This is a genomic window from Microbacterium sp. ZW3a (genome assembly GCF_057167165.1).
Genome location: NZ_CM169903.1, coordinates 2,122,317 through 2,144,873 on the forward strand (window position 1 = coordinate 2,122,317; position 22,557 = coordinate 2,144,873).

The 22,557-nt window shown below is 68.5% G+C and carries 18 protein-coding genes; 7 read left to right on the forward strand and 11 right to left on the reverse strand.

From position 1 onward, the window contains the following. The first annotated feature begins 52 nt into the window (after positions 1-52). Positions 53-1,474 (forward strand): right-handed parallel beta-helix repeat-containing protein, encoded by a 1,422-nt coding sequence (locus ACU6WY_RS10020; RefSeq protein ID WP_483819518.1) that lies wholly within the window; start codon positions 53-55, stop codon positions 1,472-1,474. A gap of 74 nt (positions 1,475-1,548) precedes the next feature. Here ACU6WY_RS10020 and ACU6WY_RS10025 read toward each other — a convergent pair whose 3' ends face one another. Genes ACU6WY_RS10025 through ACU6WY_RS10035 form a run of 3 tightly spaced genes read right to left on the reverse strand, consistent with a single transcriptional unit; the run spans position 1,549 to position 5,800 of the window. Beyond that, entirely contained in the window at positions 1,549-2,625 is a 1,077-nt protein-coding gene (locus ACU6WY_RS10025; protein ID WP_483819519.1) for a right-handed parallel beta-helix repeat-containing protein, read from the reverse strand. Beyond that, positions 2,622-4,439: a right-handed parallel beta-helix repeat-containing protein gene (locus tag ACU6WY_RS10030; RefSeq protein ID WP_483819520.1), complete on the reverse strand. Its 1,818-nt coding sequence runs from the start codon at positions 4,437-4,439 to the stop codon at positions 2,622-2,624. The genes ACU6WY_RS10025 and ACU6WY_RS10030 overlap by 4 nt, the downstream gene beginning before the upstream one ends. A gap of 29 nt (positions 4,440-4,468) precedes the next feature. Continuing rightward, positions 4,469-5,800 (reverse strand): glycosyltransferase, encoded by a 1,332-nt coding sequence (locus ACU6WY_RS10035; protein ID WP_483819521.1) that lies wholly within the window; start codon positions 5,798-5,800, stop codon positions 4,469-4,471. Between the two features lie 357 nt (positions 5,801-6,157). On the opposite strand from ACU6WY_RS10035, the gene ACU6WY_RS10040 reads away from it, so the two are divergent. The 3 genes from ACU6WY_RS10040 to ACU6WY_RS10050 are packed head-to-tail and all read left to right on the forward strand — an operon-like array spanning position 6,158 to position 9,302. Next, positions 6,158-7,204: a permuted SH3 domain-containing protein gene (locus ACU6WY_RS10040; RefSeq protein WP_483819522.1), complete on the forward strand. Its 1,047-nt coding sequence runs from the start codon at positions 6,158-6,160 to the stop codon at positions 7,202-7,204. Next, on the forward strand, positions 7,201-8,016 hold the full coding sequence (locus ACU6WY_RS10045; protein WP_483819523.1) for an ABC transporter ATP-binding protein: 816 nt from the start codon (positions 7,201-7,203) through the stop codon (positions 8,014-8,016). Before ACU6WY_RS10040 ends, ACU6WY_RS10045 begins: the two co-directional genes overlap by 4 nt. Further along, positions 8,016-9,302 (forward strand): ABC transporter permease, encoded by a 1,287-nt coding sequence (locus tag ACU6WY_RS10050; protein WP_483819524.1) that lies wholly within the window; start codon positions 8,016-8,018, stop codon positions 9,300-9,302. Before ACU6WY_RS10045 ends, ACU6WY_RS10050 begins: the two co-directional genes overlap by 1 nt. 10 nt (positions 9,303-9,312) lie before the next feature. Here the strand turns inward: ACU6WY_RS10050 and ACU6WY_RS10055 are convergent, their stop codons facing one another. After that, positions 9,313-9,744 carry a hypothetical protein gene (locus ACU6WY_RS10055; protein ID WP_483819525.1) on the reverse strand — a complete coding sequence of 144 codons (432 nt, stop codon included), beginning with the start codon at positions 9,742-9,744 and terminating at the stop codon, positions 9,313-9,315. Positions 9,745-9,883: 139 nt separating this feature from the next. On the opposite strand from ACU6WY_RS10055, the gene ACU6WY_RS10060 reads away from it, so the two are divergent. Continuing rightward, complete coding sequence (locus ACU6WY_RS10060; protein ID WP_483819526.1) at positions 9,884-10,048, forward strand: hypothetical protein; 165 nt, start codon at positions 9,884-9,886, stop codon at positions 10,046-10,048. 61 nt (positions 10,049-10,109) lie between these two features. Here the strand turns inward: ACU6WY_RS10060 and ACU6WY_RS10065 are convergent, their stop codons facing one another. Next, entirely contained in the window at positions 10,110-10,766 is a 657-nt protein-coding gene (locus ACU6WY_RS10065; protein ID WP_483819527.1) for an FMN-dependent NADH-azoreductase, read from the reverse strand. Positions 10,767-10,844: 78 nt separating this feature from the next. On the opposite strand from ACU6WY_RS10065, the gene ACU6WY_RS10070 reads away from it, so the two are divergent. Then, entirely contained in the window at positions 10,845-11,198 is a 354-nt protein-coding gene (locus tag ACU6WY_RS10070) for a winged helix-turn-helix transcriptional regulator (protein WP_483819528.1), read from the forward strand. A gap of 74 nt (positions 11,199-11,272) precedes the next feature. On the opposite strand, the gene ACU6WY_RS10075 is transcribed toward ACU6WY_RS10070, so the two are convergent. The 6 genes from ACU6WY_RS10075 to ACU6WY_RS10100 all read right to left on the reverse strand — a co-directional run bounded on the left by ACU6WY_RS10075 (position 11,273) and on the right by ACU6WY_RS10100 (position 19,006). Further along, entirely contained in the window at positions 11,273-13,507 is a 2,235-nt protein-coding gene (locus ACU6WY_RS10075; RefSeq protein ID WP_483819529.1) for a glycoside hydrolase family 31 protein, read from the reverse strand. Further along, a complete protein-coding gene (locus ACU6WY_RS10080; RefSeq protein WP_483819530.1) occupies positions 13,504-14,628 on the reverse strand; it encodes a glycoside hydrolase family 15 protein in 1,125 nt (374 codons plus the stop codon). The genes ACU6WY_RS10075 and ACU6WY_RS10080 overlap by 4 nt, the downstream gene beginning before the upstream one ends. Before the next feature lie 107 nt (positions 14,629-14,735). Beyond that, positions 14,736-15,983, reverse strand: a complete 1,248-nt coding sequence (locus tag ACU6WY_RS10085; RefSeq protein WP_483819531.1) for an ABC transporter substrate-binding protein — start codon at positions 15,981-15,983, stop codon at positions 14,736-14,738. Between the two features lie 41 nt (positions 15,984-16,024). After that, positions 16,025-16,840 (reverse strand): carbohydrate ABC transporter permease, encoded by an 816-nt coding sequence (locus tag ACU6WY_RS10090; protein WP_483819532.1) that lies wholly within the window; start codon positions 16,838-16,840, stop codon positions 16,025-16,027. Continuing rightward, a complete protein-coding gene (locus ACU6WY_RS10095) occupies positions 16,833-17,780 on the reverse strand; it encodes a carbohydrate ABC transporter permease (RefSeq protein ID WP_483819533.1) in 948 nt (315 codons plus the stop codon). Before ACU6WY_RS10095 ends, ACU6WY_RS10090 begins: the two co-directional genes overlap by 8 nt. Continuing rightward, positions 17,777-19,006 (reverse strand): ROK family protein, encoded by a 1,230-nt coding sequence (locus tag ACU6WY_RS10100; RefSeq protein WP_483819534.1) that lies wholly within the window; start codon positions 19,004-19,006, stop codon positions 17,777-17,779. Before ACU6WY_RS10100 ends, ACU6WY_RS10095 begins: the two co-directional genes overlap by 4 nt. Positions 19,007-19,176: 170 nt before the next feature. Between ACU6WY_RS10100 and ACU6WY_RS10105 the strand changes: the two genes are divergently transcribed. Further along, positions 19,177-22,545: a TIM-barrel domain-containing protein gene (locus ACU6WY_RS10105; RefSeq protein WP_483819535.1), complete on the forward strand. Its 3,369-nt coding sequence runs from the start codon at positions 19,177-19,179 to the stop codon at positions 22,543-22,545. Positions 22,546-22,557 lie beyond the last annotated feature (12 nt).

Genomic DNA, 22,557 nt, shown 5'->3' on the forward strand with positions numbered 1-22,557 from the left:
TCACACAACGGCGGTCTCCGGATCGCCGTTCTGACCAAAAGAGACGACGAAGGTGAAGCATCCGAACACCATCGGCACGACCGCTCGTGTCGCCATCGCCGCGGTGGTCGCGGTCGGAGCAAGCGTGGCCGTACCGACCTCCGCGTCGGCGCTGACCGCCGCCGACGTGACTGCGAACGGCACCACTCTCGCGGGAAGCACGCGCGCCGACGGGGTCTTCGACCTCGCGGTGGACGCGCCCGCGGGTGTCAAGGTGAAGTTCAGGCTCGACGGCACCTATCTCGGGCAGGACACGGCAGCGCCGTACACCTGGCCGATTCGCACGACCGTCGGGTCTCATAAGCTCAACGTCCGATGGGACGATGCCGAGGGGCGGCACGAAACCGACGTGACGTTCACGGTGACCGGCTCGGCGCTCGAATCGCGCCCCGCTGCGCCGGAGCCGTCACCGACCGCTTCCGCACCGACCACACCGACACCGACACCCACCGCCCCAACGCCGACGCCGACCACGACGGCACCCGCCACGCCGGCACCGACGCCCACCACCCCGGCACCGACGCCGTCGTCACCCGCCACCGACTCCGGCGCGCCGACCGTCACGGTCTCGACGTCGGCACAGCTCACCGCCGCGCTGAACTCCGCGAAACCCGGACACACGATCGCGCTGCAGGACGGCACCTACACGGGGAAGTTCGTCGCCCCGACGTCGGGCACCTCGGCGCAACCGATCACCCTCACGGGCTCCTCGCGCGCCGTGCTGACGACAGGCAGCATCTCGTCGGGCTACGCCCTGCACATCACCGGTGACCACTGGAACGTCTCGGGGCTCTCGGTCGCGCGTGCGGCCAAGGGCATCGTGCTCGACGGCTCCAGCCACACCGTGATCGACGGCGTCGACGTCGGGAACATCGGCGCCGAGGCGGTCCACCTGCGCACGGGCAGCAGCAACGTCACGGTCCGGAACTCCCGCATCCATCACACCGGACTCGACAAGCCGTCATACGGCGAGGGCATCTATATCGGCAGCGCGAAGAGCAACTGGTCGTCGATCATGGGGTCCTCGACCACGCCCGATCGCTCCGACGACGCGCGGATCATCGGAAACACCATCTCCGACACGTCGGCGGAGGGGATCGATGTGAAGGAGGGCACGACCGGCGGAGTCATCAGCGGCAACACATTCGTCAACGCCGGGTACTCCGGGGCGAATTACGGCGACTCCTGGATCGATGTGAAGGGCAACGGCTACCAGATCACCGATAACCGCGGCGCGGGAACGCTCCTCGACGCGTTCCAGGTGCACGTGCCCCTGCCCGGGTGGGGCAATGGCAACGTCTTCCGGGGCAACACCGTCACCGGCGGCGTCCCGGGGTACGAGGTCTCGGTCCAGTCCGGCGCGATCGGAACCGTCGTGGCCTGCGCCCCGACGGTGGCCGCGAAAGGCCTGACCAACATCGCGTGCACGGGCTGAGAGGAGCGGCCCGGGACGGAGTCGGGGCGCCCTGCCCCGGCTCCGTCCCGGCGCTCCGCTTCTGCAGCCTCCGGCTAAGGAGCGGCCGGGGAACACTCGACGTTGCTGACGCCCTCACCGGCGCCCGACGCCGCGTTGCTGCAGTCGACGACGTTGTCCAGGCGGCGCGTCACGGCGTAGCCCCACCCGGGGCCGTTCACGTTCGCGACGTTCGCGCTGAAGACGTTGCCCCTCCCCCAGCCGTCGAGGATCTCGTGGGTCTGGTAGCCGTCGCCGGGCGAGTTCGTGCCGGTGTTGCCGCGGATGACCCAGTCGTTGCCCTTGATGTCGACCCAGGAGTCCGCATCGTCCTCAACGAGCTGTGCGCCGTCGAAGACATTGTCCTCGACGCGACCCCCGGTCGTTCCTTCTTTGACGTCCACGCTCTCGGCGGTCGTGCCCGAGATCGTGTTGCCGATGACGGCGTTGCGGTCGCTGCGATCGGGTTCACAGTCCGTGACGTCACACCAGTTGCTTTCCGCCGTACCGATATAGATGCCCTCACCGAACTGGGCCCGGCGCTTCCCCGTGTCGCGGATGACATTGCCGGAGATCAGATTGTCGGTGCTGTGCGCGCGCAGGTGCACCGCCTCGTCGCCGATGTGGGACACGGTCAGGTTTTCGATCGTCGTCTGGGTGACGCCGTCGGCCATGAGCCCCTTCTGACCATTGCGGATGCTGAAGCCGGCGAGCTGCCAGTGGGCGACGCGGTCGAGATGGAGCACATACCCGCCATCCACGCGGCCGCCGTCGAGCACGGCGTCGGGGCTCCCGCACAGGCGGATGGGAGCGTCGGGCGTCCCGCTCGTCGTCGCCGTGAAGCTCCCGGGGTAGGTGCCCGGCTGGAGCAGGATCGACACTCCGGGTTCCGCGTCATCGAGCGCGTCCTGCAGCTCCCGGGCCGTGGCGACGGTCACCGTGGCGCCCGAGCAGTCAGCACCTCCGGCCCCCGACCCGCTCGGCGGGGGTTCCGGGGCGGAGCTGCTCACGTCGGGTGAGGGCTGCGGGCCCGCGTCAGGGGCACCGCGGAGGGTCAGCACGGCAACGGCGATCACGGTGACCGCAACCACCGCGATCGCGATGGCGACAACCAGAATGCGGCGACGCGTCATGAGCCTCCGCCCGGCATCGGCTCGGGGGTGACGATGCCGCGACTCAGCGACGTGAGCGGCACGCGCTCCTCGTACGGGTCACGGATCGTCCCGAACTGGCGGTCCTTCCTCGTGACCGCCGTGACCAGAAGCAGCACGGCAAGACCCAGCCAGATGACCGTGAGCGGCTGGAAGATGAAGCGCAGGACGGAACCCACCGTGGCCGCCGGATGCCACTGGTCGGTGTTGTTCTCCCCCAGGACCGCTCCGGTGGACCCCTCGGAGCGCAGCGCGGTACTTCCGTCGCCGCCGAGGTCATTGCCCGCGACCGTGGTGCCGGCGACGTCACCGACGAGAACGACGGCGTGGGTGGAGGCTCCGACCACGACATTCCCGCTGATCTCGGCGTCCGCGTTCCGCACGTTCACACCGGTCTCCGATCCGGTGATCGTGTTCCCCTCGATGACGGCATCGGTGACCGACTCGCGAATGGCGATGGACTTCGCCGTCTGATCGACGAAGGCGTTTCCGGCGACCTGGACGTCCGACGCGCCGCGGTCGAGAACCACTCCGTCGGGATTGCCGGTGAAGCGTGTCTCGGTGACACGGATGCCACTTCCGCCCATGACTTCGACACCGTACCGACCGTTGTCGGCGATCCGGCTCTCGTCGATGACGTTGTCGCCGAAATTCTTCACGGTGGTCCCCGACGCGCTGGGCCCATCGGCCAACGACTGTCCGTCCATCGATACCCCGTTGCGACCATTGCGCGACGCCGTGACGTCGTGCAACGTGATGCCCGAGGTCGAGCGACCGATCGTCACGCCATCCACCGCGTTGTCGCTCGACTCCGTGTTCATCACGATGCTCGACGACACCGCGCGGTGGAAGGTGATGCCGTCGACGAGGCTCCCCGCGACGGACGTGCGGGTGATCCTCACGTTCTCCGCGCCAGAGACGAAGATGCCGAAGGCGTTCCCGTTGACCGTCGAGTCGGTGATGGACGCGGTTGCGAGACCCGTAGCCGCGGGCGTCGGGCCGGCGGCATCCACGTCATCGACGGCGCCGGCAGCATCCACGGCGGGAGCTCCCGAGGGCGCGGCCAGCAGGTCTCCGCCGGGTTGCATGGCTTCGGCGAGCGCGGGATCGTCGATGCCATCGCTGCCGGTCACGGCGAACCCGCCGGTGCTCCCGCTCCAGAAGCCCAGCGACGACAGCGCGGCGTGGGTGAGGTTTGCGGTGCCGCCGATGACCCGCAGGTAGGCACGGCCGTCGCGGGTGTCGGTGTCGGGGGTTCCCGCGGCACTGTTCCAGCTGGTGATGGATGCCGTGGCATCCGAGGTCCCGGTCGCTTCTAGCCGCCCACCGAAGGCGATGATGGAGGTGAACCCGGCCGGGGAGCTCTCCAGGCGCAGATCGACGGGGCCGAGGGCGAGGGTGGCGCCCTGCATGATCGCGATGTCTTCCTTGAGCAAGTAGGACCCGTCAGGGTTGTGGATGAGGGATTCCGGTGCCAGCGCGCGCAGGTCGTCGAGCGTATAGGCGTCGGATCGTTCCGGGAGGACCAGGGTGTACCGATCGCCGGTCTGGAACCGGTAGGGCTCGTGGACCGACAGCGCCCAATACGCGGCGGACGCGACCTTGCGCACGTAGACGATGCGCTGGCTCTCTTCCTCCACGAGCTGCGCCTCACTCGTCGCATCCCCCGGGTAGAGCACGCCCTGCACGTTGCCGTTGCGGGCGATCTCGTTGAGGCCGTAGGCCTCTTGCTCCGCGGATCCGTCGACGAGCTGCGCGGCCGTCAGTGCCGCGCCGCCTCCGACGAGTGCGGCCACCACGACCAGGATGACTGCCGTCCGGCCCCTCACGACGCCACCACCGGCTCGAGAACGCGAACCTGCGGTTCGACGACACCGGACGCCGGTTCGAGGGTCTTCGCCGTCTGCCCGTCGCCGCCGATCTGGTTCGCGTGTCGCGTCAACCAGCCCTGCTTGTTCATGGTCACGAACGAGAAGGCCTTGATGGGCAGGGCGACGAGAATCACCACCACGGCGTAGAGCGGGAGGATCAGCAGGTCGGAGGGGTTGCGGCGCAGGTGCGAGATACCGCGGATGCCGCGGCCGAGAAGCACCCAGCCGATCGCGGCGAGCACCCCGATCACCGACAGGTCGAGCCGGGTGAAGAGGAGGTAGAACATCGTCAGGCCCATGGTCACCGGGGTCAGGAGAATCTGCAGCACGGTGATCTTGGTCACGAAGGGGACCCGCCAGAGCCACCCCTTGCTGATGGCGGTCAGGTAGCAGCGGTAGGAGTTGCGGCTCCAGCGCACGCGCTGCTTGACGAAGGCCCGGAAGGTGTCGGGGAACATGCTCAATGCCCGCGCCGAGGACTGGTGCACCGTCTTGTAGCCCGAGGCGAGAATGAGCCAGGTCAAACGGCCATCGTCACCGGCGATGCAGCGCCGGCCGAGGAAGAACTCGTTCTCCAGGTGGTCGAGCACCGCCAGTACGGCGTCACGACGGTACGCGGCGGTGCGCCCTGATAGGCAGGGAACGGCGCCCGCGCGCCCCATGGCAGGGACGTAGTCGTAGTAGCGCAGATCGACCATCCAGTCCGCGATTCGACGCCACACGCTGGTCCGCGCCTGGTAGACGTTCTGGTGCGTGCCCACGCCGCCCACCAGCGGGTCGATGAAGGGCTTCTGCACGGCAGTGAGGAGCCCGTGGCGCCACCACGTGTCGGAGTCGGTGAGCACGAGGATCTCTCCGACGGCGAGACGGATGCCGGCACCGAGGGCCGATCTCTTCCCCACATGGTGGAAGAGGATCGGACGCAGGCGATCATCGTCGAGCGCAACGATCCGCCCGTAGGCCTCGACGTCCTGGACGTCGAGGACGATGATGATCTCCGTCGGCCCCTGTCCGCGCCAGGACTCCAGACAGCGCATCAGGATGTCGGGATCCTCGTGGTACGACGGGACGATCACCGAGGTCGTCGTGCGATAGTCCGACTCGATCGGCCGTGCGCGGCGCGACAGGATGAAGCGGTACAGCCAGAGCCCCCAGACAACCACCCCGGCAATGGCGAGGGGGAAGTATCCGGCGACGTCGGCATACACGTTCTGAACGGACTGCCACACGGCGGGCAAAGCCAGGGCGACATTAGGGAGAAGAGCGGGGAAAGGTACAGGCGTCATCGGGACGTCGATTCTCGCGAAGGGGCAGAGTGATCACGCGGCGGTCAGCGAGAACCGTCGCTGGGCGACGGCGACCATCACCCGGCGAGAGAATCTGATGCGTCTAGTGCATCCACGTACGGGATCTGCGATGTCGGGCAAGTGGACGCCTCGCGAGGTTCATACGTATGGGGGTCGACATTCGGGCGCGCGCAACATACTGTCGCGGGCGCGCGCTCGCTGCGCGTGCGGCGCCTTCACCCGGCGAGAGGCCGCCCGGGTCTCCCCTCCCCGGCGCGCCGTCGTCATGACGGCGTCTCGCGCATCCTCTAGGGTGGTTGCCGTTCGACGTCGACGGTCACCACTCCGGGGGGTTTCATGGGGATCGCACGCACGTGGGTCTTTCCGATCCTGCGCATTCTGCTCATCGCTGTCATCGCCGTGGCCCTGGTCAAGGTCGCATTCTTCCCCGATCAGCCATCCGACGCCGATCCGGCACAGCCCACGGGCACCCTCGTGGAACCGCGGGTGAGCGTGACCTCGGGCTCCATCACCAACGACGTCGTGATCACGGCCACCGTCTCGGCCGATCCGGCGGTGCCGGTCAAGTCGACTGCCGCGGGCACGGTGAACAAGATTTTCGTCTCGCCGGGGGCGACGGTCACCGAGGGCGACATCGTCTTCAACGTCAAGGTGCCGATCGAGCGCGACCCCGCCGACAGCGTCGACGCCGAGGGGAAACCCAAGCCGGCCATCTATCGTTACGAAGACGTCGCCAGCCCCGCCACGGGAACGCTCAGCTCCCTGTCGGTCATCGCCGGTCAGGACGTGGTCGTCGGTGCCACGGCGGGTACGGTGGCGCCGCCGTCGTTCTCCGTCTCGGGGACGCTCGAACCCGCCCAGCAGTACCGCCTGCTGAATCGCCCCGGCGACGCCACCGTCACCATCACCGGCGGTCCCGCGGCGTTTACCTGCACCGGGCTGCGGATCACCACGCCACTGGCCGGGAGCACCACCGACGACTCCACATCCACGGGAGGTGCGTCCGGCGCTGGCGCCGGTGCGGCGGGGTCCGGGACGACGGCCACGTGCGCGGTGCCGGGCGACGTGACCGTTTTCGCCGGGCTCGCCGCTGAGATGACCATCGCCGGAGGGCGCGCTGACGACGTGCTCCTGGTTCCGACGACCGCGGTACGCGGAGCGGCGCAGAGCGGCACGGTGTGGGTGTCCGCTCCCGACGGCACCACCGAGGAGCGTCCGGTCGCGCTCGGCCTCACTGACGGAACCCTGGTGCAGATCACCGAGGGGCTGAGCGTGGGCGAGGAGATCCTCGAGTTCGCCCCGGGGGCGATGGCCGGGACGGGCGACGGGTGCACCACCTATCCCGACGGCTCCATGTTCTGCGAACCGGCGCCGCAGTCGTGAGCCTGCTGGAGCTGCGCGAGGTCACTCGCACGGTCATTCCCCCCGACCAGCCGGCGCTGACGATCCTGTCCGGCGTCGACATCACGATCGATCCCGGTGACCACGTCTCGATCGTGGGCCGCTCAGGTTCCGGCAAGTCGACGCTTCTGAACCTCCTCGGTCTCCTCGACCTGCCCACCAGCGGCGAGATCTCCTTCGACGGTCGCCCGGTGCGCGCACTGTCGGCGGCGCAGCGCGACCGTGTTCGCGGTTCGGCGATCGGCTTCGTGTTCCAGCAGTTCAACCTGCTGCAGGGCCGCACCGCCCTCGAGAACGTCACCATGCCGTTGCTGTACGCCAGCGGCCGCACTTTCTGGCGACGCAAGAAGATCGCCGCCGACATGCTCGATCTCGTCGGTCTCGGCCACCGTCTGCACAGCATGCCCGACCGTCTCTCCGGCGGGGAACAGCAGCGCGTCGCGATCGCCCGGTCGCTCGTGCGCAGTCCGCGTCTGATCCTCGCCGACGAACCCACCGGGGCACTCGACCTCGACACCGGCCAGAGCGTGATGGAGCTCATCGACGAGGTCGCCGACCGCACGAGTGCCGCGCAGGTCGTCATCACCCACGATCCGATGATCGCGCGGCGCGCGCGTCGACACTTCCGCCTGGAGCGCGGCATCCTCACGCCCGTCAACGATCCCGCCTACGAGCCGCGCACGCGCCGCGAGGTGCGGGAGATGGCACCTGCCGAACCCGCGCTCGACGCGACAGCCGGGCCCCGGGAGTGGCCCGCTCCCGAGGCCGATTCCGTCGTCGAGGAGACGCGCTGATGCGGGCTGTCACGAGCTTCGTCGGCTCTCTCCTGGAGGCCTGGCAAGAGGTCCGGGTCCACCGTACCCGCGTGCTCCTCTCGCTCATCGGAGTGGCCGTCGCCGTCTGCTCACTGACGACGGTCGTCGCCCTCGGCGCGATCGTGCAGCAGGCGAATCAGGAGATGAGCGAACGCTCGAGCGGTCGCCCGGCGAGCCTCAGCGTCTCGGCATTCCGCACCGACGGCGACATCGACCCGTCGCAGATGGATGCCGCCTGGACCGAGGTGGTCGAGCGCTACGACATCTCGTACGCCACCCGCGTCCAGCAGACCACGCACCTGGTGCCCTTCGTCAGCGGCGCGGTGCAGGTTTCCACCCACGCGGTCGACCAGCCCTACGGTGAGATGCACCGCGTGCGGATGCTCGAGGGAGCGTGGTTTCTGCCCGTAGATGCAGAACAGCTGGCGCCGCGGTTGATCGTCAACGAGGTCTTCTGGGATCGGATGGGGCGCCCGGCGCTCTCCACCCACCCGGTCGTCGCGCTCGGTGGACAGGCCGTTCCCGGTGCGGCGTCGGGCATCCCCCCGGGCGGCATCACGGCGGTCGTGGTGGGGGTCACTCCGGCGTCGACGTGGGAGACGGAGCCCACGATGTTCATGCTCGCCGACCAGGCGCGTGCGGTCGAACAGGCCGCCGAGGGCCGCCGCGGCTCGGCAGCGGCGCAGGACTCTCCGTACGGCGGCGCACCGCCGTCGCAGTACGAGATGTGGGTGCCGCCCGAGCTCGCCGAGCAGCTGACGACGCTGGTGACACGAGACCTGTCGGCCTCTCTCGGGGAGGGTACCGAGGTCAACGTCAGCCGACAGGACTGGGCGGCCTACGGCGACGACCCGTTCTTGGTGACGAAGATGGTGGTCATCGGCATCGCGGTGCTCGTCCTCCTCCTCGGCGCCCTGGGCCTGGTGAATATCGCCCTGGTCACGGTGAAGCAGCGCGTGCGCGAGATCGGTATCCGCCGGAGCTTCGGCGCCACCGCCGGTCGGGTCTTCTTCGCCGTGATGATGGAGAGCGTCGTGGCGACGGTCGTCGCGGGAGCCGCCGGGGTGATGGCATCCATTCTCATCGTCCAGTCGCCGTGGCTCCGCGATCTCATCGGTCAAGGCATGGTCAGTGACTTTCCCCCGTTCCCCGTGGATGCCGCGATCACCGGCCTCGTCGCCGCCACGGCCGTGGGGGCGCTGGCGGGCCTTCTTCCCGCCCTCGTCGCCGTGCGGGTGAAGGTGATCGACGCGATCCGCTACTGAGGTCGGGCCGTCAGTGGTCCGCGCGGCCAGATGAGGCAGACGCGGACGTCCAGGACTCGGCGAACTCAGCGAGAGCCGGGGCGAGCGGAACATCCACCCACAGACGGATGCCGTCGTCTTTCACGCCCGATCCGTTCACCAGCACCGCACCGCCCAGCTTCTCGAGCGACGGTTCGAGGGCGGAGGAGACCTCCGCGGACAGTCGCCCCAGTGACCGACCGTCGGAGTACACCCCGATGGGGCTGTGATCGCGCCGGGAGCGAGGGAGGCGCAGCACGTAGAGACGGTCGTGCGGATCGCGCCGTTCCCGATCGTGCACGAGATATTGCGTTCCGCGCACGGCCACACTGCGAGTGGGGAGGTGCCGCGCATCGGGCACGTCAGGGTGGGCGCTCGATCTTCCCCACAGAACGTGCGCGAGCTCTTCCCAGAATCGTGTCATGGTCCCGCTCCGCCGAAGCACTCATCGAAACGGAAAATCCGCCCGAGAATCAACCGACGAAGAGCCGCGAAGAACTCAGATGAAACGCGGCGCGTCAAGAGACCATCGAGTTCTCCATTTTACGCGTACCGTCCCCACCATGTGGACCGTTCTCATCATCCTGCTCGTCGCGTGGGCCGTTCTTTCGATCGTGGGGTTCGCTTTCGAGGGCCTGCTGTGGCTCGCCATCATCGGAATCGTGCTGTTCCTCGGCACCCTCGTCTTCGGCTTCATTCGGAACCGCGCACGCGGCCGGACTCCCTGAACCGCTTATCGGACGACCCGGCGCGGTGGTGTTGCCCTCCGCGCCGGGTCTCTCGTCGGCGTCAGAGCGCCGAGCTGCCCCTGGCCGCGGCGATCTCGCGGCCATAGGTGACGGCCTCGCCCTCGGCCTTGAGCTTGAGCGCGGCGGCGTCGTCGGTGAAGGCATCCAGCGCCGGGTTCACCCCGACCAGCGTGAACGGGCGCTCGACGATACGGAGGTCGAGGCCCCAGACGTCCTGCAGCACCCGGCGCAGCCACCCGGTCGAGTGGTCCCAGCCCTCCTTCGGCGTCCCGGGCGCGTAGTTGCCGCCGAGCACCGTGACGAGCGTCGCGGGCTTTCCGCGCAGCGCCGTGCCCTGCGGGTCGATGCGGGAGTCGGTGTAGGCCAGGTCGAACCACGCCTTGAAGTGCTGCGAAACGCCGTAGTTGTACAGCGGAACGGCGAACAGCAGCGCGTCGGCAGCGGTGAGTTCGTCGGCGAACGTCTTCGCGAGCGCCTGGGCCTCGCGCTGACGGTCGGTACGCTCGCCCTCCCCCACGAAGTTCGCCGTGACGGCATCCGCCCACGCGGTCGCCGGCACCGGCTCAACAGCCAGATCGCGCCGCGTGACGGGGGAATCGGGGTGGGCCGCGACCCACTCCTGCTCGACGAGATCGGCGAGCGACCGGCTCGCGCTCGAGGCGGGCAGGATGCTGGCATCCAGGCGGAACAGGGACATGGCGCTCCAATCGTGAAAGGAAAGCCACTCTGTAAATATGAGCGACTAGCGGGACTGTAGCACGCGTACGATGGAGTCATGGCCGAGATCACCCCGGATGCCGAGCACGGTGCCTGCGACGCCGCGGTCACGCTCGCCTTCTCGGTGCTCGGCAAACGTTGGAACGGCATGATCCTGTCGTCTCTCGGCGCCGGCGCGACGACGTTCGTCGGCCTCCGACGGGCGGTGACCGGCATCAGCGACGCCGTGCTCTCCGATCGCCTGGCCGAACTCGCCGGCGCCGGGCTCGCGGTCCGCACCGTGGACGCCGGCCCGCCCGTGTCGGTGTCGTACGAGCTGACAGATGCCGGACGCCGACTCCTGCCCCTCCTGGATCAGCTCGGCGCGTGGGCGAGCGAGAACCTCTCCCCGACCGCGAAGGCACCCGCCTGACGCGAGACGACGAGCGGCTCCCGCCGAAGCCGAGGTCGGGCGCGCTCCCTCAGCTACGTCGGACGCCCCGCCGGTCACGCGAACAGCGCGCGCATCCCTTCCCACTGCGGGGAGGCAACGAACACCGGCACGCTGGCGCGCTCCGCGACGTCGACATCGACCACCCGGCCGCCGTCGAATAGGGCACCGGTGCGGGCCTCGATCCACTCGCCGGCCGGCAGGTACACCGGCCACGAGGCTGCCCCGGGCTCGAGCACGGGCGCAACGAGCAGCGCGTCGCCCAGCATCCATTGCACCGGCTTGTCCCAGACGTGCTCGTCGAGCGGGTGGTCGAAGTAGAGCGGGCGCATGAGAGGAACGGAGGCGGCAACCGCCCGCTCGGCGGAGGCCGCGAGGTAGGGAACGAGTCGCTCGCGCAGCTCGACGAGCGCACGCACGTCATCGATCACCGACGGATCGTCGAAGCGCTCCGCGATGTTCCACGGCGTGCGATCGTTCGAGGGCAGCCGGTGGTGGTTGAACTCGGAGTGGTACTGCATGATCGGCACGAACACGCTCGCCGCCATCGCACGCACGTACAGTTCGGGGTCGGGGACCGGTCCCGAAAATCCCGCGACGTCCCACCCCCAGTAGACGATTCCGCACGAACTCGCCGAGAGTCCCGCGAGCATCGACCAGCGGAAGGCATCCCACGTCGAGTTCTCGTCGCCGGCCCAGTACGCGCCGTACGCCCCAGAGCCCGTGAAGCCCGCGCGGCTGAATGTCACCGGCGCCCTCCCTGCCGAGGTGAGCAGCCTGCCATAGGCGGCCGCGTACGCGGCGGGGAAGCGGTTGTTCGACTCGGCGCCGCGTGATCCATCGAGGTAGACGAGGTCTTCTCCCCAGGCGTGCTCTCCGCCGTCGGTCTTGAAGCCGTCGATGCCCACCTCCTCCACGAGGTAGCGCCGCTTCTCGGTCCACCATCGAGCCGCGCGCTCGTCGGTGAGATCCGGCATGAGCGACAGCGGGAACCACCAGCCGCGGTTGCGGTACGGTCGCAGTTCGCCGCCCGGGGCGGTCTCGCGGATGAGCACCCCGGCCTCGATCGCCGCGCGAGCGTCGGCGGCGGCCTGCCCGGTCGGGTGCGGACGCAGCTTCATGAGCGGGATCTGCCACAGGTGCACGCGAACGTCGTGCGCGTGCAGGTCGTCGACCATCCCCTTCGGGTCAGGCCAGGCACCGTCGGCGGGGAAGGTGAAGTCGCCCAACCGCATCGGGGCGCCGTCTTCTCGCACGGTGTACTCCGCGTCACGGAAGATGGTGAAGGTCTTCTCGTCGCTCCAGGCCTCGATGACGACGTTGCGCACGGGGATACGGTGCTCCCGGTGCAGCGCCATCTGACGCTCGACCTCGGCCTGGGTATTCCACTCGTTGCCACTCGCCCACAGACCGAACACCCACTCCGGCAGGGCCTCGGGACGCCCGGTCTCCGCGACGAAGGCATCGAGCACCGCGGTCGGAGGACCGGCATAGAGTCCGAGGCTCAGGATGCCGCGCTCCCCCGCGGCGGCATCGACCTCGGCCTCCACGGCCAGCCGATCGTCGCGCGAGCGCCCGACGTCGAACCACACGCGTCGCGAGGTGCGCACGTGGAAACCCCACCCTGCGCCGCCGACGACGTGTGCGAACGGCATGGGGAGATAGGTGCGACGATGCTCGCCCTGGCTCTTGTACTGCTCGAACACGACCGAGTCGAGCATCTCGCCGCGGTGGTCGAGTGCGTCGTAGCGTTCTCCGAAACCGGTGACGTGCTCACCGGTCCGCAGCGGCAGGGAGAAGCGGATGCGGTGGATGCGCTCGCCGTCGTCGAGCACGGCGACGCTCGCGGGATCGACCTCGACCACAGAACCGTCGACCACCAGCTCACCGTTCGGCGCAGGCCTCCACCCCGCCGCGCGGGTTCGGAACCACCGGGTCGCCTGCGGACGGCCTGCCGTGAGCGCGACGAGTCGGTACTCGATCGCACTGCCGGGCTCGGGGCTGTCGAAGGTGACCTCCCAGCCACCCGCCGATCGGGCGGTGCGCGCCTGCGCCGACGCGAGGTGCCCGCCGTCGACGGCCTGCCCGCGCGACGACCGTGCCACGCGGGCGAGCGGCATCTCCCGCACGGCGCCACCCTCGATGCGCAGTTCGAGCGTGACGGCATCCACGTCGGCGGACGTGCGTGCGCCGATCCGCAACGGCTCCCCGGCCACCGGCTGCACGGGCGAGCGCTGCTCGGTGTCATCGGAGTACGGGTGCCCCGAACCCGACGGACGGTGCCGGATCATGCGGCCACCTCGCCGCGGTTCGTGCCCAGCTCGGCGGCGAGACGCAGCACCATGGCATGGCTCCACAGCAGGGGACTCGCGACCGGCCCCCACCGGTCGATCCACTCCTGCTGGTGTCCCGGAGACAGAAGATGCCCCGCGACCTGTTCGGGGAGCATCCCCTCGTCGGTCGCGGTCGAGGCCGCCCAGTCGAGCAGCCTCCGCGCCGATTCGCGGTCACCGGATGCGGCGTAGGCGAGCCCCAGGAAGCACGACAGCAACGGCCACCGACCGCCGCCGTAGAACGTGTCGGCCAGAAAACGGTGCACTCCCCCGTCGACCTCGAGATCTGCCGAGACCGCGCGCAGCGTCGCTGCCCCCAGCTCGGAGCGCGCGTCGATCACGCCGAGCGGCGCGATGAGCGCGCTGAGGCTCGCATCGACGGCCGTCGAACCGAACCACTTCACGAGGTGCCCGCCGACGACACCCGACTCCTGGATCCGGGCGCGCACGCGTTCCGCGCCATCTCGCGCCCGCAGCGCCCGTTCGCCCGAGACGAGTCCCGAGTCGGCGGCGGCGACCAGGCCGGCCGCGACGCATCCGAGAGTTGACACGTGCACCTGCTCGCTGTGCTCCTCCCACCAGTCGAAACAGGGGCGCTGCCACGAACTCAGCAGGTAGTCCACGGTGAGTGCAGCGGCGTTCGACCATCGGCTGACATCGACGCTGTGGCGGTGCGCGTGCTCCGCAGCCGCCCACAGCCACGTGCCGTAGCCGTCCAGCTGGAAGTCCCACCAGTCGTCGTCACCGAGCGACCCGTCGAAAGTGAAGCGGGCCGGCAGCATCTGATCGTCGGACAGCGGAGCGCCCGCGGCGGCAGCGGCGACGATCTCGTCGATGCGCGAACCGTGACGCTCGACGACCATCGCGCACCAGTCGAAGAAGGCCGACGCCGACGCGACCTCGCCGGCCGCTGACGCACCGTCGGCGATGAACGCCCCATCGCGCAGCCAGCAATACCCGCGGTACGCCGAGAACGTCGGTGAGGCCGGGTAGGCACCGTTGGGCTGCTGCAACGTCGTGATCACGGCGCGGGAACGGTCGAGAAGCGCGTCGAGGTCGACGCGAGGTGTGGTGGTCATGTGTCGTTCCTGTAAGAAGCGAATGCGGAAGGGAAGTGCAGGTCGCTGAGCCTGTTCCAGCGCCCCGCGTGGGTCCCGGCCCCCGGGACCGGGACCCACGCGATGGCTCAGCCGAGGAGCGGCGCGACGCGTTTCTCGGCGTCGGACAGCGCCTGCTCGACGGTCTTGCGACCGGCTGCCGCCTCGGTCAGCTCCTCGGTCACGATGTCCTGCATCTCAGCCTGGCCCTCCCCGATCGACGGGGCGAGAGCGACCTCTTCGAGCGAGTCGAACACCGCCTGGCGGTTCGTCGGCGGCGTCTTCTCGAGGTACGGCGCGAGCTCCGCCTGGTCGGCGATGGGCGGAAGCTCCCACCCCGCGTCCAGCCGCACGTCTACGGTCGTCTGCGAGCTCGTGAGGAACGTGGCGAACGCGGTGGCCGCCTCGATGTTCTTCGAGCCCGCCGAGATCGCGACACCGTTGGAGAACAGGGCACTCGCGTGCTGGGTGTCTCCCGGCTCGACCGCGACGTCCCAGGTGAACGCGGTGTCGGCGAGGGTGCCGAACATCCAGATGCCGGTGTGCCACATCGCGAGCTTGCCGTCGGTGAACAGCGTGCTGTCGAAGTCGGGCGTGCCCGCTCCCTGCTCGGGCGTCGGCATCGTCGTGCCGCTCTTGCCGATGAGCCACTGCGCGGCAGCGACACCCTCTGGCGAGTTGAACTCCACCGAAGATCCGTCCGCGCTCAGGAACTCGCCGCCGGCCTGCGCGACGGTCTTGTAGAACTCGTTGTAGCTGATCGGCTGGTAGTCGCCCCAGACGCCGGCTGCTGCATCCGTCAGCTTCGCCGCGGCCGCTTGCTCGTCTTCCCAGGTCCACTCCGACGTCGGGTACTCGATGCCCGCGGCGTCGAACAGGTCGGCGTTGTAGAAGAGCACCACGTTCGAGAACGAGCTGGGCAGGGCGTACTGGGTTCCGTCGGTCGCGTAGGCGTCGGCGAGGGTCGACTGATAGACGCTGGTGTCGACGCCCTCGATCGGCGCGAGCACGCCGCTCTGCTGATACGCGGCATAGTTGGCGAACTCGATGTCGAACACGTCTGAGGCCGTTCCACCCGCGACGTCGGTCTGTAGCGCCGTGAAGTAGTCGGCATACGGCAGCGTCGTCACCTCGACGGTGATGTTGTCGTTCTCCGCCTCGAAGGCATCGACGATCTTCTGCAGGTTCTCCTCGTTTCCTCCGTTCGAGGTGAAGTTGGTGTACGTGATGGTGACGGGTCCGTCTCCGGCGGGCGTTCCGCCGCCGGAGCATCCTGCGAGGGCCAGACCGGCAACGGCGACGATGCCGACTCCGACCAGGCGGGCTGTGTGAGCCATGGGGTATCTCCTTTGATGGTGAATTGCGGGTGAGGTGCGGGTCATTTGATGCCGCTCGAGGCGACGCCCTGAATGACGAAGCGCTGAGCGAACAGGTAGATGGCGAGCATCGGCAGGATGCTGACGACGGAACCCGCCATCATCACGTCCCACTCGGTGGTGTACTGGCCCTGCAGACCGGCGAGCGCGAGCGGCAAGGTCTGGAGCTCGCTGGATCTCAGAATGATGAGCGGCCAGAGGAAGCTGTTCCAGCTGTTCATGAACGCGAACACCGCGAGCGTCGCGATCGATGGGCCGACGAGCGGCAGCACCACAGTGCCGAAGATGCGGAAGTGCCCGGCACCGTCCAGGGTGGCCGCTTCGTCGAGTTCGCGCGGCACGGCGTTCATTGCCTGGCGCAGCAGGAAGACTCCGAAGGCGCTGGCGACGCTGGGCAGGAGGACGCCCAGGTAGGTATCGACGAGGCCGAGGTCGCGCATCTGCACGAACAGCGGCACGATCAGCACCTGGATCGGGATCATCATCGTCGCCAGGTAGAGCGCGAAGACGACGCCGCGTCCGCGGAAGGGCAGTCGACTGAACGCGTAGGCCGCGAGCGCGCTCGTGACGATCTGCAGCAGCGCGGTGATGACCGCGAGCCCGAGCGAGTTCGCGATGATGCGGGCAAACGGAAGCTCGGCGAAGAGCGTCTGGTACGCCGCGAACGAGGGGTTCGCAGGGATGAGTTGCGGCGTCGCGGTGAGGCCCGCGCCGGAGGAGAACGACGTCGTGAGCGTCCATAGGAACGGAAAGAACATGATGAGCGCCCCGATGACGAGCACGATCGTCAGCGCGATGCGCTGAGTCTTTTCACGCATAGGTAACCCACCTCCGCTGGCCGATGATCTGCACGACGGTCACTCCGAGCACGAGGACGAAGAGCATCCACGAGAGGGCGGATGCCTCGCCCGCGGCGCCGTAGCGGAAGGTCAGGTCGAAGATCTGCTGCACGACGACGGTGCTCGCCCCCGCCGGTCCCCCTCCGGTCATCGCGTACACCTGGTCGAAGACCTGGAAGCCATTGATGAGCGAGATGACGACGACGAAGAACGTCGAGGGCGACAGGAGCGGCAGGGTGACGTTGAACAACCGCCGCCACGCGCCGGCGCCGTCGACCTTTGCGGCCTCGTACATCTCCTGCGGGATCGCTTGGAGCCCGGCGAGCAGGATGATCATGACGAAACCGAGGTCTTTCCACGCCGAGGCGATGATGATCGACGGCATGGCCCAGGCGGGATCTGTCCACCATCCCGGCCCTTCGATGCCGAAGACGCCGAGGGCCGCGTTGACGATGCCGACCGAGGGGTTGAGCAGCCAACGCCAGACGAGGGCGACGACGATCCAGCTCGTGACGACCGGCAGGAAGTAGACGCCTCGGAGGATGTTCCTGCCGGCGATGCGCGCGTTGAGCGCGAGTGCGAGCGCGAGTCCGCCGACGTAGACCAGGGGGAGGTACCCGGCCAGATACGAAAAGGTGTTGAGGAACGCGCGCTGGGTCGTGGGGTCTTGCGCGAGCGAGACGTAGTTGTCGAAACCGACCCATTGCATGGGCGCCAGCAGGTTCCACTTGTGGAAGCTCGTCCAGAGGGCACCGAACATCGGGTAGATCGTGAAGAAGGCGAGTGGCAGGGCGCTCGGGAGGAGGAACGCGAGCACCGTGAGCGCGTAGCGCGCCTTCTTCTGCCGGCGTCGCACGGGTGGGTTCTCGATCGCCTCGCGTCCCTCGGTGGCGGGAACGGGCCGGTAGGTCAGCGTCATTCTTTCGCCGCCTCGGTGTCGGGCGCCACCGTGCGCGAGACCGCCAGGCGCTCGCGCACGAGGCGTCCCTGCTCACCCGACCGCCCCTGCGCGTCGAACGGCGTCGAGAGCACGAGAGATGCCGCACCCTGCGCCCACCGGTCGTCCTGCCAGGTCTCGACCGCGACGGGCACGGCCCGGTTGCGGGGAATGAGGCCCGCCCGGAAGGCGGGTTCGAACCCGAACGACCAGTGGCTCCAGGCCTCGACACCCTCGCCCAAGACGATGACGATCTCGGGGTCGACGAGGTTGACCACCCCGGCGAGCACGCGTCCGAGCAGGTGGCCCGCGCGGGAGAAGAGCTGCTGCGCGCCGTCGTCGCCGGCGTCGGCGAGCCCACGCAGCACCGCGATGCCGGCGTCGGCCGAGATGAGGCCGCGCTCACGCGCCTGAGCCACGAGGGCGCTCTGACCGACGAGTGCTTCGAGGCAGCCGTGCCCGCCGCACTGGCAGAGCGGTCCGTCTTCCTCGACGGGGGTGTGCCCGATTTCGCCCGCGCCTCCGCTTCGCCCGCGAAGGACACGGCTGTCGCTGACCAGGCCCGCACCGACTCCGGTACCGATGGTGATGACCAGCACGTTCTCATGCCCGCGCGCCTGGCCGTGCAAGGCCTCGGCAATCGCGAGGGCGTTGACGTTGTTCTCCACGAGCACGGGCAGATCGAGCTCTCGCCGCAGCGCCTCGCCGAGAGGCACGCGCAGCCACCCGAGCTGGGTGGAGTCGACCGTGCCGACCGCCTGCTCGTCGACGTTGCCGGGAACCCCCACCCCGATGCCGAGGAGGGGCGCTTCTCCCCCACCGGCGATGAAGGCCCGGAGCACGTCGCTGAGGCGCGTGATGGCGGTACCGGCGGCGGCGTCGAACGGCTCGGTCGCCGAGCGCACGACGGCACCGTCGATGCCCACCTCGACCGCAGTGATGTGGTCGGCGACGATCTTCACCCCGATGGCACGGCCCGCGTCGGCGACGAGCCCGAGCAGCCGTGCGGGACGACCGCCCTGGGACGGGCTGTGCTCGAGCTCGACGAGCAGACCATCCGCGATGAGCTGTCGGGTGTGCTGCGTGATCAGCGGGGGCGAGACGCCGAGCTCGCGGGCAAGGTCGGCGCGCGACGTCGGACCGCTCGCGCCGATGTGCGCGAGAACGGCCGATCGCATGACGTCGGCGCGTGCAGTGGACTGGGCCAAGAGAACCCCTTTGTTCAGGACTGAATGAAGACTAGGAGAGTTGCACCCCCACGTCAACCAGACACCACCCGCGGCATCTTCTCATCAATCGAAAGGAAAGCAGGGCTTGACGCCTCACGACGTTCGGGCCATATTCATCACTAAATACAGACTTGAACAAAGGGGTTCCCATGTCTGAGCTCGTCCGCGCTCCCCGCAGACGCAGTGACCGATCGTCTGGACGCGCACAACGGACCGGTCGCCGCCGCCTCGCCGGCGTGGCCGCGGCCGTCGCATCGGCGCTGATCCTCACGCTGTTGTCCGCGACTCCCGCCCAGGCCGCCGGACTCGACGGGGTGTGGCACGACCCCTACGGCGCGGACGAGCTCTATGCGACAGAGCCGACGGAGCGCGCGCCACGCGACCCGATGGCGGGCGAGAACGTCACGGTGCGCGCCACGACGTGGCCCATCGCATCGGGCCAGTCGGTCTGGGTCACGTGGTCGCTGAATGGTGTCGCGCAGACCCCGAAGGGCGCGGCGTACGACTACAACTCGGGCAACAACACCTACTGGAAGCTCGACCTCGGCACATTCGCCCGCGGGGATGTGGTCGAGTACACGGTCAACGCAGACGTGAACGGCGCCGGTCAGCGCAGCACCGGTCCGTTCTCGTTTGCCACGACGTCGTGGAGCACGGTGACGAACGTGTCGTCCTTCATCGACAACGGCACGTCGGTCGACGTCGTGACGGGCGACAGCGCCGGGGACTTCACCCCGAAGGTGCGCTTCGCCTTCCCGCGACTCGACGGCTTCGACGTGCAGATCGCTCCGAACGGCGCGGGTCTCGACCTCAGCGGCATATCGGACTATTCCGTCACGGACGGCGCATCGCAGCTCACGATCTCGACGTCCGAGCTCGTGCTGCGTATCGACAAGAATCCCTACCGACTCTCGGTGTACAAGGGCGACGGAACGACGCTCATCACCCGGCAGTACGACCCCGCCACCTTCCGCAATATCGGGTGGGCCAGCGACGGTGCGACGACCGTGACCAAGATCGAAGATCACTATCTGACTCCGACCGGCGAGCGGTTCGAGGGCTTCGGCGAGCGCTACGACCGGCTCGACCACCGTGGCACCGACGTGCACAACTACGTCTACAACCAGTACCAGGACCAGGGCGCCACGCGTCGCACGTACTACTCCGTGCCCTACTTCGCGAACTCCGCCGGCTACGGCGTGCACGTGCCCAGCACGCGGTACGCGATCTTCAACCTCGCGACGTACCGCACCGACATGGCCGGCTTCACGGTCGACACGGGCGGCGCCCTCGACTCGACGCTGACGTACCAGTTCTTCACCGGCACCCAGACCGACATGCTCGACGACTACACCGCCGAGACCGGGCGGCCATTGCTGCCCCCCAAGTGGGCCTTCGGGTTGTGGGGGTCGGCGAACGAGTGGAACACGCAGGCCGAGGTGGACTCGTGGCTCGCGCAGGTCGACAGTTCCGGCATCCCGCACAGCGCATTGGTGCTCGAGCAGTGGAGCGACGAGGCGACCTTCTACCTCTGGAAGGACGCGCAGTACACCCCGACCGCCGGCTCCGGCGTGCTCGACTACGACGACCTCACCTTCCCCGCGGGCGGCGCATGGAGCGATCCCGAGCAGATGATTGCGAATGCGCACGACCAGAACATCCGGGTCATCCTCTGGCAGATCCCGGTACTGAAGGAGAACTTCACCTCGAACCCGTCGACGGCGCCGCAGCAGCACCTCAACGACAAGGCCTACGCGCAATCTCAGGGCTACCTCGTGAAGGATGCCGCCGGCCAGCCGTACCGCATCCCCACCGGGCAGTGGTTCGGTGACAGCACCGTGCCCGACTTCACGAGCACCGCCGCGACCGACTGGTGGATGAGCAAGCGCCAGTATCTGCTCGACCTCGGTGTCGATGGCTTCAAGACCGATGGCAGCGAGGCGCTCTTCGGACGCGATCTGCAGGTGGCCGACGGTCGCCGGGGCGACGAGATGCACAACGCCTACCCGAACGAGTACACCCGCGCTTACAACGACTACGTCCAGCAGCAGACTGGTGGCGACGGAACGATCTTCAGCCGCGCCGGTACATCGGGCGGTCAGAGTCAGTCGGTCTTCTGGGCCGGCGACCAGGCCTCGACGTTCGGAGCGTTCCAGGAGGCAGTGCGTGCCGGGCAGAGCGCCGGGCAATCGGGCGTGCCGTTCTGGGCGTGGGATCTCGCCGGCTTCACCGGCTCGTTCCCCACGGCCGAGCTCTACTTGCGCTCGACCGCGCAGGCCGCGTTCTCGCCGATCATGCAGTACCACTCCGAGAAATCCGACCCCAGCCCGTCCGAGGCGCGGACGCCCTGGAACGTCCAGTCCCGCACCGGCAACACCTCGGTCGTGCCGACGTTCGCGAAGTTCGCCAACGTGCGCATGAACCTCATCCCCTACCTCTACACCGAGGCCGACGACAGCTCGACGACGGGTGTGCCGATGATGCGGGCGATGAGCCTCGCGTTCCCGGGCGACGCGGCCGCGGCCGGCTACGACCAGCAGTACATGTTCGGTTCGCAGCTGCTCGTGGCCCCGATCACCACACAGGGTCAGACCGTGAAAGACGTCTACCTGCCCGACGGCGAGTGGTACGACTTCTGGAACGGCGGGCGTGCGACGGGCGCGGGCGTGAAGCAGTACTACGCCGGCACGGATGGCATCCCCGTCTACGCCAAGGCGGGTGCGGTGATTCCGCTCAACCTGAACGACGCATACGAGCTGGGCGGCGCCATTGGCAACGATGTCGATGTCTACGACAACCTCACGTTCCGCGTGTACCCGGCGGCATCCAGCAGCTACGACTACTTCGAGGATTCCGCCGACGCGCACCGCTCGATCTCGGTCACGTCGGACCGCGTCGCACGCACGGTGACGGTTTCCGCGCCGCCGCTGACCACCGCCGCGACGTACCAGGTGTCGGGCACGAAGCCCTCGTCCGTGACGGTGGCCGGGTCGACGCTCACCGAGACGGGCTCCGTGAGCGCCCTGGCCGCGACCGGCGCCGGATGGTACTGGGATGCCGCGCAGCAGCTCACCTTCGTAAAGGTCGCCGCCAGCACGTCCACGCGGTCGATCGTCGTGAACGGCGTCGACAAGGCAGCCTACGAGGCGGAGTTCGCCGCGCAGACGGCGGTCAGCACGAACACCGATCACCCCGGCTACACGGGAGTCGGGTTCGTCGACGGCTTCGCGTCCAGCGGTGATGCGGTGCAGTTCGACGTGTGGTCCGATGCGAGCGCCACGCACCAGCTCCGATTCCGTTACAGCAACGGGGCATCCACGGCGGCGGTGCGCACCGTCCGCGTCGATGGAACGGTCGTCGGCACGCTCTCTCTGCCCTCGAGCGGCGGGTCGTGGGATCAGTGGGCGACGGCATCCCTCCCCGCTTCGCTGTCTCCGGGCCGCCATACCGTGCGCATCGAGTACGGCAGTGGCAGCTCGGGCGGCATCAACCTCGACAGCCTCGTGCTTGCACGCTGACCTCGCGAAGGA